Source organism: Microcoleus sp. B3-D7 (assembly GCF_036705305.1).
Lineage (GTDB): Bacteria > Cyanobacteriota > Cyanobacteriia > Cyanobacteriales > Microcoleaceae > Microcoleus.
In genome coordinates this window covers 1-21,950 of sequence record NZ_JAUBUE010000031.1, presented here as the reverse complement: position 1 = coordinate 21,950, position 21,950 = coordinate 1, and the positions used below count along the sequence as shown (strand labels likewise).

The 21,950-nt window shown below is 46.5% G+C and carries 18 protein-coding genes; 12 read left to right on the top strand and 6 right to left on the bottom strand.

The genetic code is table 11. The annotated features are described in order from the left end of the window. Window positions 1-51 precede the first annotated feature (51 nt). Window positions 52-2,760 (top strand): hypothetical protein, encoded by a 2,709-nt coding sequence (locus QUB25_RS19855; protein ID WP_333185326.1) that lies wholly within the window; start codon window positions 52-54, stop codon window positions 2,758-2,760. 336 nt (window positions 2,761-3,096) lie between these two features. Here QUB25_RS19855 and QUB25_RS19850 read toward each other — a convergent pair whose 3' ends face one another. Further along, on the bottom strand, window positions 3,097-3,576 hold the full coding sequence (locus tag QUB25_RS19850) for an ATP-binding protein (RefSeq protein WP_333060567.1): 480 nt from the start codon (window positions 3,574-3,576) through the stop codon (window positions 3,097-3,099). A 432-nt stretch (window positions 3,577-4,008) separates the two neighbouring features. Between QUB25_RS19850 and QUB25_RS19845 the strand changes: the two genes are divergently transcribed. Next, the gene (locus QUB25_RS19845) at window positions 4,009-5,145 is read left to right on the top strand and encodes a SpoIIE family protein phosphatase (protein ID WP_333060566.1); all 1,137 of its coding nucleotides are present in this window, start codon (window positions 4,009-4,011) and stop codon (window positions 5,143-5,145) included. Window positions 5,146-5,201: 56 nt separating this feature from the next. Here QUB25_RS19845 and QUB25_RS19840 read toward each other — a convergent pair whose 3' ends face one another. The 4 genes from QUB25_RS19840 to QUB25_RS19825 all read right to left on the bottom strand — a co-directional run bounded on the left by QUB25_RS19840 (window position 5,202) and on the right by QUB25_RS19825 (window position 7,458). After that, entirely contained in the window at window positions 5,202-5,528 is a 327-nt protein-coding gene (locus QUB25_RS19840) for an STAS domain-containing protein (protein ID WP_041623653.1), read from the bottom strand. Between the two features lie 239 nt (window positions 5,529-5,767). Next, window positions 5,768-6,472: a helix-turn-helix domain-containing protein gene (locus tag QUB25_RS19835; RefSeq protein WP_333060565.1), complete on the bottom strand. Its 705-nt coding sequence runs from the start codon at window positions 6,470-6,472 to the stop codon at window positions 5,768-5,770. A 78-nt stretch (window positions 6,473-6,550) separates the two neighbouring features. Then, window positions 6,551-7,102 (bottom strand): DNA starvation/stationary phase protection protein Dps, encoded by a 552-nt coding sequence (gene dps / locus QUB25_RS19830; RefSeq protein ID WP_333041517.1) that lies wholly within the window; start codon window positions 7,100-7,102, stop codon window positions 6,551-6,553. Between the two features lie 95 nt (window positions 7,103-7,197). Next, window positions 7,198-7,458, bottom strand: coding sequence for a sulfiredoxin (locus QUB25_RS19825; RefSeq protein ID WP_333041516.1), 261 nt, complete (start codon window positions 7,456-7,458; stop codon window positions 7,198-7,200). 252 nt (window positions 7,459-7,710) lie between these two features. Between QUB25_RS19825 and QUB25_RS19820 the strand changes: the two genes are divergently transcribed. The 8 genes from QUB25_RS19820 (at window position 7,711) to QUB25_RS19785 (ending at window position 18,813) form a co-directional block, all read left to right on the top strand. Continuing rightward, window positions 7,711-7,980, top strand: coding sequence for a hypothetical protein (locus QUB25_RS19820; protein ID WP_445251969.1), 270 nt, complete (start codon window positions 7,711-7,713; stop codon window positions 7,978-7,980). A gap of 82 nt (window positions 7,981-8,062) precedes the next feature. Then, window positions 8,063-9,133, top strand: coding sequence for an Hpt domain-containing protein (locus QUB25_RS19815; protein WP_333041515.1), 1,071 nt, complete (start codon window positions 8,063-8,065; stop codon window positions 9,131-9,133). A gap of 174 nt (window positions 9,134-9,307) precedes the next feature. Continuing rightward, the gene (locus QUB25_RS19810; protein ID WP_333185323.1) at window positions 9,308-9,772 is read left to right on the top strand and encodes a Fur family transcriptional regulator; all 465 of its coding nucleotides are present in this window, start codon (window positions 9,308-9,310) and stop codon (window positions 9,770-9,772) included. 737 nt (window positions 9,773-10,509) lie between these two features. Beyond that, the gene (locus tag QUB25_RS19805; protein ID WP_333060563.1) at window positions 10,510-12,723 is read left to right on the top strand and encodes a DUF3824 domain-containing protein; all 2,214 of its coding nucleotides are present in this window, start codon (window positions 10,510-10,512) and stop codon (window positions 12,721-12,723) included. Window positions 12,724-12,770: 47 nt separating this feature from the next. Next, on the top strand, window positions 12,771-14,720 hold the full coding sequence (locus QUB25_RS19800; RefSeq protein WP_333185321.1) for a DUF3685 domain-containing protein: 1,950 nt from the start codon (window positions 12,771-12,773) through the stop codon (window positions 14,718-14,720). Window positions 14,721-14,932: 212 nt separating this feature from the next. After that, entirely contained in the window at window positions 14,933-15,418 is a 486-nt protein-coding gene (locus QUB25_RS19795) for a CRR6 family NdhI maturation factor (RefSeq protein WP_333185319.1), read from the top strand. 303 nt (window positions 15,419-15,721) lie between these two features. Beyond that, the gene (locus QUB25_RS19790) at window positions 15,722-17,254 is read left to right on the top strand and encodes an NAD(P)/FAD-dependent oxidoreductase (RefSeq protein ID WP_333185317.1); all 1,533 of its coding nucleotides are present in this window, start codon (window positions 15,722-15,724) and stop codon (window positions 17,252-17,254) included. 344 nt (window positions 17,255-17,598) lie between these two features. Next, window positions 17,599-18,813: an FAD-dependent oxidoreductase gene (locus QUB25_RS19785; protein ID WP_333185315.1), complete on the top strand. Its 1,215-nt coding sequence runs from the start codon at window positions 17,599-17,601 to the stop codon at window positions 18,811-18,813. Window positions 18,814-18,959: 146 nt separating this feature from the next. Here the strand turns inward: QUB25_RS19785 and QUB25_RS19780 are convergent, their stop codons facing one another. After that, window positions 18,960-19,832, bottom strand: a complete 873-nt coding sequence (locus tag QUB25_RS19780) for a pentapeptide repeat-containing protein (protein WP_333060557.1) — start codon at window positions 19,830-19,832, stop codon at window positions 18,960-18,962. A gap of 1,013 nt (window positions 19,833-20,845) precedes the next feature. Here QUB25_RS19780 and QUB25_RS19775 point away from each other — a divergent pair. Then, a complete protein-coding gene (locus tag QUB25_RS19775) occupies window positions 20,846-21,109 on the top strand; it encodes a helix-turn-helix transcriptional regulator (protein ID WP_333060556.1) in 264 nt (87 codons plus the stop codon). Continuing rightward, window positions 21,106-21,930, top strand: coding sequence for a hypothetical protein (locus QUB25_RS19770; RefSeq protein WP_333185313.1), 825 nt, complete (start codon window positions 21,106-21,108; stop codon window positions 21,928-21,930). Before QUB25_RS19775 ends, QUB25_RS19770 begins: the two co-directional genes overlap by 4 nt. The last annotated feature ends 20 nt before the right edge of the window (window positions 21,931-21,950 follow it).

Below are 21,950 nucleotides of genomic sequence, written 5' to 3'. Positions count from 1 at the left end.
TAGAATTAGTGTATTAACTGATATATTTAATGCCTAATTCGCGCGCTTCTAATGATAATTAACTTCCTAAAATTTATCGCTAACCCTACTGCGCTCCTTTCAACAGCATACAATGGTAGTATTCTCGTCGGTTTGACTCTTCTTAGCATCGCTTACTCAACCCCAGCTATAGCAGAAACTCGCTCCAATTTACTCGACACATCCAATCAACTGGATTCCTCTGCTGTGAGTGTTTCCGACCTTCCAGAAACCAGCCCTTTATCAGAAACAACCAACAGGTCTACTTATGCTACAAACCTGGAACCATCCTCCCCAAATTTAGCCTCTGAACCTGAACCCACAGAACCCCAATCAACTAATAATCCTACCGGATTGCCCCAACCTTCTGCGCCATCTACTGACCCCGATTACATTATTCCACCTCGAATTGCTCCTATTGTTTCCGACCTTCCAGAAACCAGCCCTTTATCAGAAACACCAAACTGGTCTACTTCTGCTACAAACCAGGAACCCTCATCCCCAAATGTAGCCCCTGAACCTGAACCCACAAAACCCCCATCAACTAATACTCCTAACGGATTGCCCCAACCTTCTGCGCCATCTACTGACCCCGATTACATTATTCCACCTCGAAGCGTTCCAAGTGTTTCCGACCTTCCAGAAGCCAGCCCATTATCAGAAACACCAAACTGGTCTACTTATGCTACAGACTTGGAACCCTCATCCCCAAATTTAGCCTCTGAACCTGAACCCACAAAACCCCCATCAACTAATAATCCTAACGGATTGCCCCAACCTTCTGCGCCATCTACGGACCCCGATTACATTATTCCACCTCGCATCGCTCCAGACGAAAAAATCAGCCCATTCACGACCAATTTACCTCTCAATGACATTCCCATCAGCCATCTAACTGAATGGGAGTTTAGTGGTTTCAAGACTTTTGCTGAAACCACAGACAGCGATATTTTTTTCAATGGCACTCTCAAACTTAACAGTCGAGTTATTGAAAGCTTAAGCCGAAATAATATTTATAGAGTAGACCAAAAAGGCACTTATTTGCAACTGCGGACTGTTCCCCTAGAACGAACAATTACAACCACAACTACCGCACCCCAAACCATGACGGGGTTAGAAATTCAAATGAGTTTAACGGCGGCTTGTATTTTTCCCAATACTCCCAGTGACCAACAATGTACTTATACCCCAGGTTTAGTTATCGATCGCAATAGTATAGATCCAGAGTTTTTCGTACCTACCCGCGTCTTTCAAACGTCTCAGGTTGGGGAGGTTCTCAAACCCGAAACTTTGGCTTTTATGCAGCTTCCAGGCTTTCAAGGCGGAACCAGCAGTCAACCGATTGGCGTCGATTTTTATTTTCCCAATTCGGGTGCTTATCCGGGAAACAGCCAATCCCGAAAAACAAAAGTTGATAGAAAAGAAGAAATTGACTATACGATTGCAGGTACTTTTTCCCGAGTTCGTCAAGTTGTTAAGGCAAATGATCGAGAAGCAGTTTTAGGACGGACGATTCGAGGATTTAGTCTCTTTGTTGATGATGAAAATCGCTGGCTCAATACAGCAATTCAAGCGGGGGCGCAATTTTTACCAGATGTCATTCCTGACCTAGAAGGCAGTACAAATCCAGTTAATACTAATATCAACCGCAACTTATTTTTAGCAGCTAATAATACTCGTTTACCCAGCAGTAGTTTTACGATATATTCCGCCGGACTCGGACGCGCCGAAAGTTTAACGCCTAATGTCACCAGCTTAAGTCAAGTTCCTAGAGCGAATTATAACAGCCTTTGGCTCGGTCTTTCTCCCGTGATCGATCGCGCTCTTGAAGATGGTCGAATCTTTTACGATCCAACAGGGCCACAAGTCACCCTTGTCGATGCTGGTGCAGAAGGTGGAGCAAATACCAATGTACAGTTATTCTCTGCGGTTAACCAAAATCAGTATTCTACGGCAAATTTGCAGAATTTTTATGCCCAAGTTTATTTAGGTTTTTTACAGCAAGAAGTCAACTTTGTTAGAGAAAGTATCTATCGGGAAAAAAGCTCTTACTATCCTCATCTCAGCTTTACCGGAAACTGGACGGGAGGTGAAGATATCCTGCGATACTATACGGGTGTGATTGCTTCAGAAAAGCCCAAACTCTACCTCGGTGCTGATTACACGAGAAACACGCTAAACAATTGGAGTTTTCGCGGCGGTGCGATTGGTTATCTCAACCCCGATCGCGATTATTACAGCCAACTTTGGGGGAGTGTGGCTAAAACATTTCGCTTCAGTAGGCGGGCAAATTTAACCTTATCAACTGGCTTCAATTATGCTCTCGATCGAGAAACAAGAATTGGTGATGTAGTTAGTCTTTCACCCGCTAGTGAAGTAGCCCTTAGCGCTCGCCTGAATTGGGGAATTTTTTCTCTGGGTTTGACCAACTATTTTGGTGATATCCTACCCAATTCCTACGACGATCGCTTACTCGCTGAGTTAACAATCCGTCCTCTAAGCACTCTCACTCTGTCTGGTTATATCGCACCCATCGATAAAAACTCCTCTCGCTCTCTCTACGGTGCTAGTGTAAGTTGGCAACTGGAAAATAAGTATAACAGTCCCACCCTATCCCTCAATTGGCAAAATAAGCAATATGATTATGGTGATGATGTTTTTGGGAATCGTTTATTATTGAATGATAATGTTTTTACGATCCTTTTTCGCATTGGTTCTCCAGCTAATCCGCTCTCTCGTTAATCTTACCCAGATTAGAAGCCAACTAATTTGCTAAAATAAAAAATTAGACTTCTGCCTCATCCCCGCCTGTGAAGCGTTGGAGAAAATCTATGCCAATAGGGACTCTCACCGAGATTACCTCATTTGCGAGTTAATCTGCTTCGGACGGCAGTGCCATAATGTTTTAGCACACTAAATACGGAAGAACCGGAAATACCGATGCTATGGGAATTGCCAGTATCTAGGGAAGCAGTCAAATCAAACTATAATCAACTGCTACGCAGCTTAACAGTCACACACGGTTCTTAAGGAAGGTGGAGGGCTACCCTCAACCCTTACCCGCTAAAAATATTAGTGTTATTTTCGATCGTCGATACAGGGGGAATAATTTTTGACGATCGACAAACAGTTCCGTCCATCAGCCGTTCTCACATAACTAATACTGTCTGCGATGTCTTTAATCAATTTTAGACCCCGCCCGCCCGGAGAGTGAATATCGACTTTTTCCGAAATATCTTTGATTTTTTTCTCTAAATCAAACGGATCGCCCGAGTCCCAAATTTTAATCTCTAAAGATTCAGCGAACACAGCCACCTGAATGTCAACAGGCAAATCCGCTGGTTTGCCCTTGTGCGCGTGACGCACCGCATTCGTAAAGCCCTCAGCCAAAGCCAACTGACACCTTATCCACACACTTGTAGGAATTCGCGAGTCGTACAATTGTGCAAACCACGACAAAACCCAGCTTAATCCATTCAGACCTGTATTGACTTGAAGATCCGCTTTTTTTAGCATCGGCAACTTTTCGGAACCCTTTAATTCAATCACGCTCACCACACAAGTTCTTCATCCGCCGGTGGGCAAAATACAACGAGACAAAATACAACCAGATAAAATACAACGAGACAAAGTATAACGGCGGCAAAATTGAATGGTAGTTTGAGGATACTAGCTCTGGTGGGCCGTGGATCAATGTCTAATCGAATAATCGGTGAGTCACTTTACCATAAATAGCACTTCCATGTCAACCAGCGCCTGTGGCAAATAAAAGTCTATAAAATTTTATATTCTGAGTATAAACTGAGTGAAGTTCGATCGCGCCAAATTTCTATCAAATTTTAACGTAAATTGAACTCAACGACCCGCTGTCAAAAGCAATTACCTCGAAAGCGATGCCAATAAACTATACTCAATCTCAGACAAGGGCGCTGACAGGATATATTTTAAATGACCCCCAGACCTTGAAAAACTTGTAGTACCTAAGTGCCCATGTTTCAAATTCTGGTTATTGACGATGATACGGCTGTTCAAGAACTGCTGAGAAGAACCCTGAAAAAACAGGGTTACGAAGTAACAGTAGCAAGCAATGGCGAAGACGGTGTAGCCCAGGCGCAAAAATTGCGTCCGGCCCTGATAATTTGCGATTGGATCATGCCGCGCTTGACCGGCATCGATGTCTGCCGTCGAGTCAAGGCAGATCCGGATCTGTCAACTACACAATTCTTTTTGTTGACTTCTTTGGGTTCGATCGCCGATCGAGTCAAAGGACTCGACGCCGGTGCCGACGATTTTATCTCAAAGCCGATCGAACTCAACGAATTACAGGCTAGAGTACGCGCGGGATTGAGGCTGCACCAACTCAGCCGAGATTTGAAAATAGCCAAGCAAAGTCTGGAAGCAGAGTTAGCCGAGGCTGCCGAGTACGTGCAGTCGCTGCTGCCAGATCCGATGACGGAACCTTTCAGCATCGAAGCAAAATTCATTCCCTCCCGGCAGTTGGGGGGAGATTGTTTCGACTACAACTGGCTAGATGCCGATTATTTGGCGATTTACTTACTCGACGTAGCCGGTCACGGTTTGCGGGCGGCCCTGCCTTCTGTGGCAGTGCTGAATTTGCTGCGATCGCGCACGCTCCCCAACATAGACTACTACAAACCTAGCGACGTTTTACGCGCCCTGAACACCACCTTCCAGATGAGCTACCAAAATGACAAGTATTTCACCATCTGGTATGGCGTTTACAACCGTATTTCTCGCCAGCTAGTTTATGCTAGCGCCGGCCATCCACCGGCCGTGTTGATTTCCCAGTCGCCTGCGAGCACGGCTAAAATCCAGCGATTAAAAACCCCCGGAATGCCGGTCGGGATGTTCCCCGACGCCCCCTATGTCGATAATTGCTGCGATGTCGAGGATTTGAGCACTCTCTACATCTTTAGCGACGGGGTATACGAGATCCACCAACCTGACGGCAATATCTGGGGGCTTGACCCTTTCATCGACCTGTTAGCAGCTTACAACGGTGCAAGTGCCGACCAGTTAGAGCTGGTTTTGAACTACATTCAAAAGTTGAACGCTAAAGCAGTTTTTGATGATGATTGGTCTTTACTCAAGGTAAACTTTGGCTAGCTGACTTCTTGCAGTGCATCTTTGACCAAATAGCAAGAAGGCAGCAGCCCAAAGATTTAGTTAGTTGAGAGAATTTTGCTATTAAAAGCATCGCGGGTCTGAAATATCTCGAAAACTCGATCCATGCTGGTGAGTTCAAATAAGATGCGGATTTGCTCGTTGATAGAACAGACAACTAATTGACTCCCAGCGGCCCGGACTGTTTTGAGCGCCAAAACTAAAGCGCCTAAACCAGAACTATCCATAAATGTCACATCAGTGAAGTCTATCAATACCACATCGGCTCCCGCTTCCACTAGGTCGCTAATCTCTTGGCGGAATTGACTTGCCTTGGTGCCGTCTAAAATGCCAGAGGGCTGAATAATTTTAACTACAGGACTCATATTTTGCGGTGGGAATGTCAGAATTTCTAGCCAGACTAGGCTAGTATAGCTGCGAGATGGACTCCGATCCAAATAACAGGGGGGGAAAGCGCCAGAGCCTGAGAGCGGGAGAATAGTTATGAGTGCAAAAGATGGTGCTCGTCGCGGAGCCTAACGCCGATCGCAGTCGCAGCGCTTCGCCGGGAGTGAATTGTGAGAGAGGGACAATCTTTGTTCTGCTGAATGCCTTCTGGTATTAATCAAACTCGGCTAACTTTGGCGCGGTAGAGCAGTTTGTCGCCTTGTCTGTAGCCTGTGTAGCGGACTTTGACGGGTTCTCCGGGCTCGGCTGTTCCTTCCATGAGCTGGTGCTGTTGGGGGTTGTAGGGAATCTGGGCTCCGACTGGGGCGATCGACTCCACTCCCCAATGCTCTAATAACTGCTCGACTGGCCGCAGCAAGGGCAGTAGTTTCTGAGCCCGCAAGTTGTGATTTTCCTGAGCTTTGCTCGCAGCAGTTGGCCACTGCAACATCCAAGATTCTAAAATTTGCACGCTAGATAGCTGGAATTCCTGCATCAAAGATTCTCGCTGCTGTTCGATCGAAGCTTGCAGGCGCTGATATTCTTGTTCTACGGCTGTCGGTGGTGCCTGTTCTAACTCTACATAGTCTGGCGTCAAGGTTGCCAGTAGTTCGGGTAAGGAAATTTGCAAAGCTTGACTAATTTTGAGCAAGATGTCGGCTCGGGTTTGCAAAGCTAAACCGCGACGCAGGCGACTTAGCTGGATCTCGGAAACTCCTGCTTTTTGGCTGAGTTCTCGATCGCTCGAAAGCCCCGCCTGTTCCATCAGGCGTTGCAGTTGAGGAGCATAATCTGGAATATTGGCAGTCACGAAAAACTCATCCAAATTAATAAATGGACATATTCTCGATCGTAAACTGTCACGAGCCTTAACGAAATACATTTTTGGGGCGGGCTGTTGGGCCCGCCCCACAAGAGTTTCGCAATTTATGCCGATGCAAGTTCAATTATTGAAAGCTTGCTATTTGACGGCTACTTTTTCGCGGGCGGTGGCTGTTGCAGTTGTCGCAGAACCTTGCAAATGCGCTTCTAGGAACCACAAACGCTTGTCAATTGTCCGCGAAATTTCAGTGTAGAGATCCGCTGTGTCGGCGTCGCCGAGTTCGTCTGTTTTGTCGATGGCAACTCGCAGGTGTTGGGCGTAGGGTGCGTAGCGATCGGCCAAAGCCGTCACGTATTCTTTGCCGTCTAAAATGTCGAAAGGAAATTCTGGCAAAATCGAATCTGCTGCGGCTGTGCGGGCTGTTCCTACAGCCAAACCGCCCAAAGCTGTGACCCGTTCGGCAACCAAATCGATGTATTCTTCGAGTTCTGTTGCCATTTCGTCAAATAGCAAGTGCAACTGGTAGAAGTCCATGCCTTTGACATTCCAGTGAGCTTGCTTGACTTGAGTTTTTAAGTCCAGAGTCGTTGCTAGTGTGGCGTTGAGCAGCCCGACTACTTGAGAGCGGGTGGCGGCTGACATATCGATGCGGGTGGGGTAAAGATGTTGTTTGTGATTGTTGGTAGTCATAGGTTTTTAGCTTGTTATTAGTGATTGTCGATCGAACTTCTTAGAAAGGTTTGGGCGAGGGAATATTTGGCTGTCATGAATTTCTGTTGAGAGGCTCAGGCTAGGTGCATCTGCAACACCGCACGGGGAGCTCGGCGTATTTTACAGCGGATAGTTTCTAAACCGAGACGCTGGCAAGCTTCGTAGCGGTGGCAGCCGGAAAATCCGTAATACTGACCATCTACTTCTAGCACATCGATGGGTTCGTTTAAACCTACCTCGCGGATGGATTCCATGAGGGCGGCGACTTTGGTTTGGTCATTGACTCGCGGCAGGGGGCGGCGAATCTGGTTGAGGGGAATTTCTTCTATCCTCATAGTGACTCTCTTTTTTACTATCTAAATCATACTCGTTATGACTTCGTTTTGTCAACAAACATGAGAACTTACGCAAAAACGTGGTTTCTGCGGGGAATATGGGGGTTAGAAAATCCCAACTACTGCTATCTAGCCCGGAAATCCCATACAAATACCTATGAATTGGCAACACTCAGCACAGGCAGGATTTTTCATGCCTTTCGATAGATCGATCGACCTCAACCTTCTAGGTACAGTGGGAGAAAATATAAATTGTGGCTTGAAATTATGGCATCCTCCCAACCCCTCAAAGGCATTGAATTGATCGACTGCGCCAAAGCTAACGCCCAACAAGGAATCGCCACAGCCGCGAAGCTTTGCGGCTACGGAGGCGACCTCAACACCTTCGAGCGGGAACTGAAGAAGGCTTGCCAAGACATCGGCGTCGAAGTCAAGGAGTTAAGCGACTTGATTACGGCTCAGCAGATGATGAAACAAGGAATGGGTATTGAAGTCGCTCCAGATACTCCCTCAGAACTCTAGGCTCAATCTCCACCGCACCAGTTTTAAATCTAAGATTGCCCTGACACCAGTATTTTGAGTCTGCTAGCTGAGGCAGGCTAGAATGTTTTGCATGGGAGCTTCCGACTTTAGCCAGGAGTCGCGTTTTCTCCCGCGAAGAGGGTGCTTTCTGGAGGGTGCTGAGATTGTTAGGAGGACTGTCGTGTCAGATCAGCAAGACCGAATTATGCGTTTGTTTATAGAGGAGGCTAAGGAGCACCTCGATACTCTAGAAAATGGTTTAGTGGATTTAAAGTCCACGATGAAAGACCCCGAAAGCGTCCAAGAGATGTTTCGAGCCGCTCATTCCGTGAAAGGAGGGGCGGCTATGCTCGGCTTAGATAGTATTAAAACAACCGCTCACCGCTTGGAAGATTGTTTTAAGGTGCTCAAGGACGGGCCCGTCAAGCAGGTTGACCAAACGGCAGAATCCCTATTTTTAAAGGGAGTTGATACGCTTAAGGACTTGCTGGGGCGACTGGAGGGGCCTTTCGGCTTGAGGAATGAAGAGGGAGAAAAACTCGTGCAGCAGGTGATGCCTGTTTTTGCTCAACTGGAAACTCACCTCAATAAATTGGCGTCGGGTAAAGTGCAGGCTGCTGCTGGGTCTGGTACGCCCGCCGCTCCAACAGCGGGCGGGGTACCGGCGAATTTTGCTGTTGAAGTGATGACTTTACTCAAAGAAATGTTGCAGGTGTTCAAGCAGAAAGAATCGGCTGCTAGTCGCTCTGAGTTGACGGCTGTGTGCGTTCGCCTCTATAAGTTGGGAGGTAAAATTGAGACTTGGCAAAATTTAGTAAAAACAGCTAGAGCAGCGATCGTTAATCCCAAAAACTCTTATAAAGTCTTAGCTCCCCTGATTATCAAAGAACTCAAGGAAGCTGGCGATTTAGTACAAGTGGGGAAAGTCAAGACGATCGTTCCGAGTAAAAATTTGCTACTTTTGGCAGCAAGCCCAAAACCAGCAGAGGCAAGCGCCCCAGCCGCCCCAGCCGCCCCAGCCTCCGCGTCGAAGCAAGTAGCACTTCCCGCCGAACCGAAGGCGGTAGTCAAGCTTTTGCTCAAAACTTTCAACAAAAAGCAACTCTCGGAAATCGCCAAGTTACTGGTTAACGCCATCAAATCCTCGAACTAGGATGTGTGGCAGTAGAAGATAGAGTTGAGCAGCAACTCGAAAAAATTTACTCAGTCGAGATTTTTGCCCTCTACCTTCTACTGTTGGGCAAGCCTGCGTTAGAATTAGTGGATATGTAGGCGTGCAATGTTGTACCAGAATTAAAAATCGAGCAGGCTTTATAAGGCGGTAGCTGTGAAACCAATTCGTTCATTAGAAGATGCTTTAAACCGCTGTCAGGCGATGGGAATGCGCTTGAGCCGCCAGCGTCGATTTATTCTAGAACTTTTGTGGGAGGCAAAAGAACACCTCTCGGCTCGCGAAATTTACGATCGCCTCAACAAACAAGCGCATTCGATCGGTCATACTTCGGTTTATCAAAATCTAGAAGCTCTGTCGAGAGAAGGGATTATTGAGTGCATAGAACGCTCAGAGGGACGCTTGTACGGCAATGTCAGCGACTCTCACTCTCACGTCAATTGTCTTGATACGGCTCAGATTCTAGACGTTCATGTGGAATTGCCGCTCGACTTGATCGAGCTAATCCAAGAGCAAACTGGTGTCAAAATTGTAGACTACCGGATAGATTTCTACGGATACCGATCGGCAGAGTCCGCCACGCAAGCAGCGAGTGTCAGCGATACGCCAAAGGCTTCGTAACCGATAAAGCAGCTGCTGTTGGAAGCAAAACGGATATTTGTGATCGACCTGTCGGTCGTATAAAATGATTTAAGTATTTTGCTGGGTTCGATCTGTTTTTTTGCCATCGCCTGCCGGAATTCGGCACAACAGTAGAAAAAAAATGAAAACAGAAAAATGAAACTTGATCGACAAGTTTGGCGATCTGGAATAAAATTTACGACTAAACCCAAAAAATCATTTCTACCCGCTACACGTAAAAGTGTAGACTAAATCCGGCTGTAGTACCCCTTTATTTTTAATCGGCTTGGATGAGACGAAAGTTAGTGTAGTTGCGGTTTCAACCGCTGAGTCTGATAAGGTAATTTCTGACCCGGATTTAATATTAGACCTTAGTTTAATCCCTCCCCCAATTCATCTGTGGAGTCAAATCTAAAATCTAAAATCTAAAATCTAAAATCTAAAATTGATCGACTGACGGGGCTTTATACTGCTTTTTCTGCTAAACGGCCCCGGGATCTGTGAATAACTGTGTGATAACTGGTATGATTTACGTGCCTCGAGAGCCTAAAAAACTCGGAAGCAACCAGTGGGGCTGGACACGAACCTCACTATAAAACGCCGTAGAGGGAAAGATTGCCAGTACCTTGAAGGAAGTTCTCGATCTCCTTAACAGGAGTCAGAAGCCCACATCACAATCTATGATTTGATGTGGGAGTGTCACGTGAAGAGTGCGCATTACAGGACAGGCTGAAGTAATGGCGAGACGACAATCTGACCAATTCCACACACCACCGCAATACAACCCATCCCCTAAACCGACGGCACAGTTCAGTGCAGAGGCGACAGGCGATGCGAGTTCCTTCGTAACGGCCCAGCCGACCGATGGAAAAAGAACTTTTTGGCAGTGGCAGCTTATCTGGCTGAGTCTCCTGGTGGGATTTGGAGTAACCGGTGCCGCTGCATTTCTCTGGTTGCTGACGATGCCGCCACCGCCCAATTGCCAGCAACTGTCGCCGTTGGCGGCCGACGGAGAGCGACTTTACTGCGCTCAACAAGCTGCTAAGTCGGGCAAGCTAGAACAGCTAGAATCGGCAATGGCACTGGTGCAGGCTTGGCCGAAAGAACATCCGCTATACTCGCAGGGTCAACATTTGATAGGGGAATGGTCGAAAGCCATTCTGGGATTTGCCAGGGCAAAAATTGAGAGGGGCGATTTGAAAGGCGCCCTAGAGATTGTGGCGAAAATTCCGAAAACCAGTCCGTCTTACCCCGAGGTAGAAGAGGCTGTTACTGCTTGGGAAAAAAATTGGCAGGAGGGCCAAAAACTCTACGATACAGCCCTAGCAGCTTTGAAAAGTGAGGATTTAAGGAAGGCTTGGGATTATGCTCAAGCTTTGTTCAAGCTGGAAAATATTTTCTGGAGTCAGAAGCGTTACAACGAGCTGATCCAGCAGATTTCTTTGGAAAGAAACGGCTGGCAGCGCTTGCAAGAGGCTAGAGATTTGGCGAAGGACGAGACTCCGCAAAAGTTCGCTGAGGCGATAGTCCTGGCTCGCAAAATAGACTCGCAGCTTTTTGCCCGCGCTAAAGCTGAAAAGGAAATTGAGGGATGGAGCCGGACTTTGCTGGCAATGGCTACTAAGCGGTTGGGGGCGAAAGACCTGCCGGGGGCGATCGAGGCTGCTTCAGTTGTGCCACAGGATTCGCTACTGTTTGCGGAAGCTCAAGATTTGATGCAGTTGGGTAGGGCTCAGGCAGTGACGTGGAACCAGTCGATATCAACTCCGCTGCCACAACACATTTTTAGCTTGCTCGAAGGGCAGGGCGCTGCTAGCCAAATTGCTCCGGGTCGCCCTCTGTACAAGCAAGCTCAAGTTCAAATTGAAAATTTGCAGGTGCAGTTTCAAGATTTGCTGCGACTGCAAGTGGCGAGTACGATCGCTAGTTTCGGTCAGATAGGAACGTTTGGACTCGCGATCGAGCAAGCGCAAACCATCGGAATTAAGCAACCGCGGCGGATTCACGCTCAAACTTTGGTGGCTGCTTGGCGCCGGGACATTCAGCGGATCGAAGACCAATCTTTTCTGACTCTGGCGAAGCAGTTGGCAGAACCGCAAACGGTTGAAGGACTTAAAGGCGGCATGGCTCAGCTACTCCTGATCGCTCAAAACCGCCCCCGCAGGATAGAAGCGCAAACTCTCTTGGCTCAGTGGACGAAACGCATAGAAGTTATTCAAGATCAGCCTTTTTTGGATGAAGCGATCGCCCTGGCGAAGCAAGGAAAACTTAGTGCTGCTATTGAAAAAGCTTCGCAAATTAAGAGCGGTAGGACTTTGTACGCGAAAGCTCAGGATAATGTCTATCAGTGGGTGAGCGAACTGCAAGTTGCTCAAGATAGACCGATTCTCGATCGAGCTGCGGCATTGGCATCTCAAGGCAGTCTAGGAGCGGCGATCGATACCGCTTCCCAAATCGGTTACGGTAGGGCGCTGTATTCAGAGGCGGCAGGTGCGATCGGGCGCTGGAGTGCTGAACTTAGAGCCAACAGTGCGCCGCCGCCGGAACCCGTTCGCGAGTACGCGCCGGCTCCAGCAGAGGAGTATGCGCCAGCTCCTCGACAGGAGGAGTACGCGCCAGCTCCTCGACAGGAGGAGTACGCGCCAGCTCCTCGACAGGAGGAGTACGCGCCAGAACCAGAGCCTTACTATCCCCCTGCGAGAGAAGAGGCCCCGGCTCCCGAGCCTTACAATCCGCCTGCTCCGGAGCCGGAACCTTACTATCCGCCCGCGAGGGAGCCAGAACCTTACAATCCGCCTGCTCCGGAGCCGGAACCTTACTATCCGCCCGCGAGAGAAGAGGCCCCGGCTCCGGCTCCGGAACCTCCTCCTCCGGCTCCGGCTCCAGAACCCGCGCCGCCCTCGATTCCGGAATCGGCTGGGCCTCCTGATGCTAATTTGATCCCCGAGTAATTGGGTTTTCGCGCGATCGAGCTCTAAAATCTCCAATCTAAAATCAAGTGAGTAATTTCCAACTGCTGACGATCGATGGCGACCCCATTTTCCGGCTGGGGCTGCGAGTCGCTTGCGAGCAGTATCCAGACTTGCAAGTTATCGCAGAGGTTTCAACGGAAACCGAGGCTTTGCGGGTTCTAGAAGCTCGCTCGCTCAGCTCTGGAGCAGCCAAGAAGCCCGCAGATTTGGTAATTTTGGCTGTTGAGACCCTAAATTTGCGATCGGGTCAAATAGAGGCGCTGGAATTTTGTCGCGAACTTAAAAATTTGTACCCCAACCTGCCACTGTTGGTGCTAGGCGGGCGGCTGACACCAGACCTGTTGGCGCAAATACAGGCTGCCGACGCGAATGGCTATTCTCCTAAAGGTAGAGATATTTCCCGGACTATTGAAGCTATTCGCGCTGTGGCATCTGGTTGCACTTATTGGGCGACGGATGCGGGCACTAACCCGGAAATAGAACTAAATGCAGCGGTGGTTCAAACAGTAGAAAACTCCGCAGCAATTGCAGATAAAAATGTAGATAATTCGACAGTTGATACGCCAGTACACAAAAAAATACTGGCTTATTTTTGTCTTTCTGGACTACGGGAAATAGATGCAAGTTTGGCAGTTGTCCAAGCTGATTTGCAAGAGATCAAAGCGGCCGAGCCGACAGATTTGCCCTCTATTTTAGATGGGGTTGTACTCAGCGGACGCCGCAGAGAATTGCTCGCAGCTCGTTGGATTGTTAGTCAGTTATTATTTGAAGACAGAAGGCAGAAGGCAGAAGGCAGAAGGCAGAAGGCAGAAGGCATAAAGCAGAGGATAGAAGGCAGAAGCCAGAAAGAAGAAATTAGAGGCGAGAATTTGTTAAATAATTCTCAATCACAATTAGCGAACTCCCAAGTTTCGGCTGAATCTTTGGTGGTTGCAACTAATTGGCAAAATAGCTTGTTTGACTCGGTGGCCGCTAAATTGCAGTTTGAGTTGGTGAATTTGACTGGCTTACCTTTGGAAATCGATATTTTGCGATCGCCCAAAAAGCGTGAATTGATGAGTTCCATCCTGCGGAAGTTAAAGGATTTGCTGGAGGAATTGCGCTTTTCGCAAGTGCAGCAAACTCAATTGTCGCAAAAAATGCCTGCTATTTTACGGGATTTGTGGCAGGCGACAATCATAGATTTTTTTGGCAGATACTATACACTGCAAACGGAAAAAAATCGGGTTTTTGATGGCAGTCAAACCAGCTTGAAACTGGGAGAAAGTCAAGGGGGAAGCGCTGCTTATCTCTTGGCAGGCAGTGGGGTAGAAGTTGTGCCGATGCTGCTGGCAGATGCTGATGTAGTTGCAGCAGAAATCCTTGATAAAATACCGATGACAGTTGATTTTTTTGCACATTTGCTATTTGAAATTCCTCTAACAGTTGACAATATTTCTTGTGTTGCTGGCAGCCCGGAAGCCATGCAGCGAGCTGAAGCTTTGTTAGAAAATTTGGCAATTCAAGTTGCTAGCGGAGTGGTGCAGCCTTTACTAAATAATTTGGCGAATATTGAAGAAATCAAGCAAATTTTTTACGATGGCAAGTTGATTTCAACGCGAGAAATTGAGAGATTTCGGAATGATTTGTCATGGAGATATAGCTGGGATAGATATTTTGTGGAACCGAAAGCTATTTTTGAAAGCAGGTTTTGGCTGTTTGTTTGGGGCGATTCTGGAATTAAGAGAATTTCTATTTATGCTCCGAGAAATCAGGAGTTAGCACAGCTTTCTGGGTGGCAGTTAGCCTTGACGTTGCTGCTGGAAACCAGAGATGCGATCGCACCTAGAGTTCGCGCGGTTATTTCGTTGTTGGGTGCTGGCGTTGTTTACGTTTTGACTCAGGTTATAGGGCGGGGAATTGGTTTGATAGGCAGGGGAATTATCCAGGGGATTGGTAATTCTTTGCAAGATAGCAAGTTTGGCAAAAATGGGTGATGGTTGGGCAACGAGTAGTAGAAAAGATTGCATAAATCTTTGATGCAAGAGGGAAAGCGTAGATTAACTGGGATTAACGCAGAGGCTTTTCAAAAAAATTTGCGAAGGTCTGCAAGAGTTCTGGTGTAGGGGATTTAAGAGATTTGATATAATAGGTGATTGGTGATTAGTGGTATTATAGATAAAACTTAATGCTATAAGGTTGAAATTTTATGAGTATTATGATAGCGATAGATGCCGAGCGCATAAACAGTTTAGATTTGTCTCCGGTGCGGACTGTGATTGAAAAGTGGCTGGCCGAAGGAGCGATCGCCCAAAACGAACAACAGCTACAATTTGAAATTGAGTATCCGCGCGAAGAGTTAGATCCGCGAGAAATTTCGGAAATTCCCGAAGTGCGTCTGTGGTTTATTCGCTTGGATGCTTGTTACCCTTGGCTGCCATTTTTGCTGGATTGGAAAGCGGGAGAATTGGCGCGCTATGCGGCGATGTTGGTGCCGCACCAGTTCCATCGCACCCAAGGTATTCAGTACAATCCTGAAGCTTTGGAAATGTTTTTGATGAATAAAATTTTTGTGTTGACTGATTGGTTTAATCAGCAGGGAATTCCCAGTAAATCGAAGTTGATGGCCATGTCGCAGATGTTTGGTTATGATTTGGACGATGCTTTTTTTGATGTGATTGTGCCGCACAAATAAGCGATCGCGCTCAAATCAACATAGTCCTAATTAGATAGGCTACTCTATACCTAAAGACTAAGTAGAAACGTAGAAATCCGGTTTCTGCCCTTATGAGGCGGGCTTTCCAGTCCGCCTCCGCAGCTATAAGTTCCATCCACAACAGCTTAATTAAGCTTAACAGCAACCGCCATCAGACTTTAATACCATCCTTAAACCAGCGCCCCTCAAAAAATTGTTGCTGGACTTCAGAATTTTCTCAGAATTGATAGTTAGTTTAAATAGACAACGATCGCCCCATTCAATCGATCGAGGAAATTTACCATGAAAACAGATTACCTCATCGTCGGCAGTGGTTTATCAGCACTGGTTTTCGGAGCGTTGATGGCAAACTCCGGCAAAACCGTACACATCCTCGAAGCTCACGAGCATCCCGGAGGCTTTGGTCACACCTTTACGATGGCCAACAAATACACCTTTAATGCCCAATTCCACTACGTTTGGGACTGCGGCGAAGGACATACAGTCAATCGAGTTCTCAAAAAACTCGGTCTCGATCAAGATGTCACCTTTGAACGGTACGATCCGAATGGCTACGACCACATGAGAATGCCTGGGTATGCGCTGGATATTCCCTCGGAACCAGAGGAACTGATCCGCAGATTGTCCGCGCTGTTTCCCGAAGCGGGCGAGAGAATTCGCCAATTCGTCAACGAAGTCGAGAAAACCGGCAACGGACTCAGAAAACTCGCTCCTCCGGTCAAACCAATTGAATTGCTCAAAAATTTCGGTGACGTATTCTGTGCTGTCCAACACCTCAATAGTACACTTCAGGACGTTTTCGACAAGTTCCAACTCCCGCAAGCCGCCCAAACCCTATTAGCCCTGCAATGGCCGGACTTTTTGCTGCCTCCAAATCAGCTTTCTTTCTATGCTTGGATTGCCTTGTTTAGAGGCTATCAAGAAGGTGCATTTTACCCGACGCAGCATTTTGAAGATGTCATCAATTCTTTAGTTAAAGTCATTGAATCCAATGGGGGGCAAGTTCTACTAAACCATGAAGTCACGAATTTTAGGGTGACAGATAGAACTGTCACTGGTGTTGAAGCGATGGATTTGACCACGCATCAAACCCATGAATTCACGGGCGACACGGTGATTTGCAACCTCGACCCGAAAAGAGCGGCCAAGATGATTGGAGAGGAACTGTTCTCTAAAAAAGTGCGGCGGAAACTCAACTATGAGTATTCTGCATCTAACTACATGGTGTACTGCGTTGTCAAAGATATCGATCTCCGAGACTATGGATTTGGTAAGTGGAATACGTTTCATTCGGAACACTTGGATATAAATGAAGCTTTTGCTCAAATGTATGAGCAAAATGATTTTTCTCGTCCGAGTTTTGCAATTACAACGCCAACTTTACTGACGGAAGCGCGGCGGGATTGCCCAGAAGATTGTCAAATTGTCGAATTTCTGACTGTTGCTAATTACAGCTATTTTAAACAGCTTTGGGAGAGCGATCGCAAAGCTTACAGGCAGAAGAAGCAAGAGATCCTGGACTCGATTTTAGATGTTGTTGAAAAACACTATGTTCCGAATTTCCGCAAACACATGGTCTTTCATGTTACCGGAAGTCCGACGACTAACGAGCGCTTCTGTTGGTGTCCTAACGGTAATTCCTACGGTTCCAGCCTGACGCCGCGTAACATGGGGGTCGATCGACTAAATCATGAAACATCCCTCAACAATTTCTATTTCTGCAACGCCTCCTCGGGCTATCCAGGCTTTGCGCCGACATTTTGGACGGGGGCGCTGCTTTATCAACGTTTATCCGGCGATCCGATTTTAGGCTAAGGAAAATTAGCAATTGATTATTTTCCTCTTTCTCTCGTTCCTTGGCAAAGCCAAGGAATGAATTTCACTCTTGCTCTGCCTGCTCTTAAAAAATTATCATTTCTGCTCTCATTATCTCGTTCCTTGGCTCTGCCAAGGCATGAATTTCTGGAGGCTCTGCCTCCTCTTAAAAATGACGAGGCAGAGCAACAGTGAAATGCCTTTCCAGGTTCTACCTGCGAACTAAAATTTATTCCTTCTTCCTTCTTCCTTTTTCCTTCTTCCATATTCCATCTTCCCGACATCCGTTACATCCGTTACATAATCCGTTGCCGAACTTCCTTCTATCAATCTAGGAGTGAACTATGAGAATTGCAATTGTTGGGGGCGGAGCCAGTGGTATGGCAGCAGCCTACTGGCTCGACAAACAGGGGCATCACGTCACTGTGTTGGAAAGTCAGCCGATTTTAGGCGGACACATTCGGACGCTGAACAAAAATGTTGTACCCAATCAATCGGAGTGCAATGAAATATTAGAAAATGGGGTGCTAGAATTTCCCACTGTGTTTTACAATTTCGTGGCTTTTATGCAGGAGCTAGACGTTGAATTAGAACCCGCGCAGATTGGTTCCGCGCTTTTTTTTAAAGATGGCACCCACTTTTTGTCGGCGGTATCTATCCGAAAGAATTTCACCGGAATCCAACGCCTGATCGAGTATTTGCGCCTGGATAGTCTCTACGCTCGTTCGGCTGCATTTATTTTAAAAATGCGGTTTGCTAAACAGCACGATTTCTACGATGTGCCGCTTTCGGAGTCTTTGAAAAGCTCGTGCGTCCGCAATTATTGGCTGAAGTTGCTGACGATGTACAGCTACTCGATACCGTTTGAATTGCTCGACAATTTCCCGGCAGAATTAGCGATGCCTGTTTTGCGCGAATATGCCTCGGTCAACTGGGTGAGGATTAAAGGCGGTGTGTATTCTTACATTGAAAAGATTTTGGAGCGATTTAAGGGCGATATACTGCTAAATGTGGAGATTGCCAATATTTTTAGAAGTGCGGATGCTGTAAAAATTGTGCTTTCTGATGGGGAAATCCAGGAGTTTGATAAGGTGGTTTTTGCGATGCCACCAGATCAAGTTATGAGGCTGTTGTCCGATCCGACGGAGGCGGAAACGAAGCGGTTTTCGGCGTGGAAAGCCAATTATGCAACCACTGTACTGCATTCGGATACATCAATGTACGATCGCTACGGTATCCGCAAGTTATCAGAATTTGATTTTTTCGAGACGGACAAGGGATGGGGATATAATGCGAGCTTGAATCAGCTTTGTGGCATCTCATCCCCACGAGAGTACAGTTTAGCTTTTCAACTCGAAGAGTCGATCGCCCAAAACCACATTATTCACATTCAGAAACATCACACGCCGCTGTACACTGTCGAGTCTTTTCGATATCGAGATGAAGTTATCGAGACTAATGGCGAAAACAACACTTATCATGCGGGAGCTTATTTGGGGGATGGTTTGCACGAAGGAGCCATTACCTCTGCTTTGCGAGTCGCAAAATTAATCGGGTGAACTCAATTGTGATGCTACAAACTCTCGCAAATATCAGTAAGTTTCTTGTCGGTGCAGCACTCTCACAAAAGTAATGATGTCTGCATCAAAAGTTAAACCAATGCGAGAGTCGCCCACTCGGATGCGAGATTAATTTTTAGCGTTGCCTAAGCTGCGACACCAGGTGCTGCAGTTAAGTAGACATCATTGCTCAAAGATGGGGGCATTGTTGAGCCGGCTAACTGAGTACCCTCAAAGTTGGTTCCCGTGAATGTTGCCCCGCTCAAGTCGGCTTCGCTCAAGTCTGCATAGCACAGCCTAGCCCAATCGAGGTTTGCCTGCACTAAAGAAACTCCCACCAGATTTGCCCTGGTTAAATCTGCTCCCATCAACTTGACGCCCCGCAACTGAGCCCCGCTGAGATTGGCAGCTAATAAGTTCGAGCCTTCCAGGTTTACCCCGTTTAGTTTGGCTTCGCTCAGGTTGACACCATTGAGATCCGTCCTGCTCATGTCGATGCCATTGATGTAAGCTTTCCTAAGATAGATGCCTGTTAGTTGAGCGCCAAAAAGCTTTGCACCGCTGAGTTTTGCCCCTCCGCAGTTTGCCCAGTTGAGGTTGGCTCCCGTGAGGTTGGCGCCCCGCAGGTTTATGAATTGCAGGTCGGCTGTACACAAATTGGCGTTCCAGAGGATGGCGCTCCGCAGGTTGCTACCGATGAGTTGGGCGCCACTCAACTTTGCCCTGGGCAGTTTTGCTTTGACGAGGAAAGCTCCGCTGAGATTGGCTTTTGTAAGCTCTGCGTCGGCTAGCCTGGCTTGGCCCATTTTGGCAAAACTCAGATTTGCCCTGTAAAGGTTTGCGCCGTTGAGTTCTGCTTTGGTCAGATGGGCCCGACTCAGGTTAGCTCCAGACAGGTTAGCCCTCGAAAGGTTTACGCCAACCAACATAGCTCCGCTGAGGTTTGCTCCGCTGAGGTTTGCGTCAGCAAAGTCTCTGTTACCATTTTCGTACTCTTTGAGCAGCTCGGTTACTTCCATACGGGTCACATTCCTAATAGCGGAAATTTATCTAGAAATAAACACTCTTTATAAGTATTTTATCTCAAAAGGAGCGGACGCGCTCGCACTTTCAAGAAAGCTGAACAATTAACTTTATATTTATACATATACTTTGTGCTTTTCCAGAGTCCCGACCGTCTTGAGGTCCTAGCCTGAAACCCTTGATTTACTTAACCTCTAGAGTGCTTCGGCAAGCGTTGCGATCGTACTGAGATCGGTGAAACCGTTATTCTCAGTAGGTAAGCCATCCAACACTGTCCGAATTGTTAATCAATAGTAAAATAATATTCTTTTTGTCCACTGTGACTAACAGCTTTTTTAAACGGAGACTGCAAATTTGTTAGTTGTGTTTGCTTCAGGTGTCGCGAAGGCTGGCATGGTCATATCTCCATATTTTGATCTACTGTCATTTTTCAGGAAAATTAGATCTAAAACAACAGCTTAATCAGCGAGAATTTTTCTCGGTTGTCTTGCAGCAGTTATACGATCGTGCTTTTCAATATTTCCTTGAGTCTATCGGAGTGAAAAGTAATTTCACACATTGTACTTATGAGGAATTTATCGATATGCCTAACGGTAGAGGGGATTGGTTCAAAATCTAGCAGATAATATACTGCAGATGGTACAAAACTAACAGCGAGTAAGATCTTTATAAAATCACCCCCTCTACTGGCAGTTAGGCAAATATGTCAATCTATGTTATGCTGAGTCAAACTTGAGGAAAGATCATGTCAAAAGAAAGAAAAAGCAACAAAGAAGTCAAAAAGCCAAAGAAACAACCTGATGGTGTTGCTAAGCCGAAGGATGACAAAAAAAATTATGGTAGCACCGAGGGCCGCAAGTAGAGATAGCTGCCACTCTCGGGATTGTGATTAATTTTGTTCAATTGTCATTACTATCGATTTTTAACAAATTTAAATATCCTATTTTGGGATTATCCGAAAACAGGTTTATTATATCTAGGGAATATGCAGTGCTAAACCCAAAGAATAATGAAATCTGTTTTTAGCGATGAATATGAAACCTTCCGTTGTTGTATGATTGCTGCTCGTAAAGAAGCGCAACTAACTCAGGAGTCTGTTGCTAAATCTCTTAAAAAGCCCCAGTCTTTCGTAGCCAAATATGAAAACGGTGAACGACGCTTAGATGTAATTGAGTTTCTGTTAGTTGCTCATGTAATTGGTGTAGATCCTTGCGCTATTATTAGGAAAATTTCACAAAAAATATCTGAAGCATCTTGTGAGAGCGAGATATGAATACCCAAGATGTAATCAGACTTGCCTCCAAATATCTAGATCGCTTATCTGGCAACACTTTCGACGTTTTAGATGTATCTAAACCTGTTACCGTAGATGCAGCGGTGAACCTGTCTAAAGTTATCTCAAAGCTTTCGCCCTTAGTCGGAAATTTAATCGAATTTAACACCGTTGAATTCTTGAATCAACAAAATGAGTTCGCTGAATTTGGAAAGTGGCATAGGCAAGATCCGGGCTTTCCAGATACTATTTTCCTCGGCATAGTTCAACCAACGCCAGGATTAGAAATTAAAGCGTGGTTCCCACTAGCAACAGAGATAACAGCACGTTTCAAAGATAGTCAGAATCACTTTAGGTTCGATCAGACCTACGTTGCTATCCTGGCATGGCTACCCGATAAAATCATCTATGGCAAGCCTCGCATTCTTGATGTGTGCGTTGTCTCTGGTTTATCGGTAGCTGTAGCGAGAGATACCCACTATCACAATCCGCCGGATTATCTTGTTTTAGAGCCGGAAGATACAACTCAAAGAACAGCAAACTTGCAACAAACAAACACCAGTGGATATAAATTCCAAGGCTCTGCTGAGGAGTTTTTAGAAGCTAAGAAAATAGTTGATTCATGGGGTACTCAAGGAAAAGTCTACAAACCCACTAGAGAGTATCAGCGACTTCTGCGGGAGCTACGGATACGCTATGAATATAGACTAGATACAAATTTTGCAAAGATGGACAGAATTGTACATCCAGGCATTGAGGAATTTGGCGTTGCTGAATCAAGGTATGAATGCCCCAGGAATGGGAATATCGTGAAATTTTAAGTAATGTATTAATAACTTAA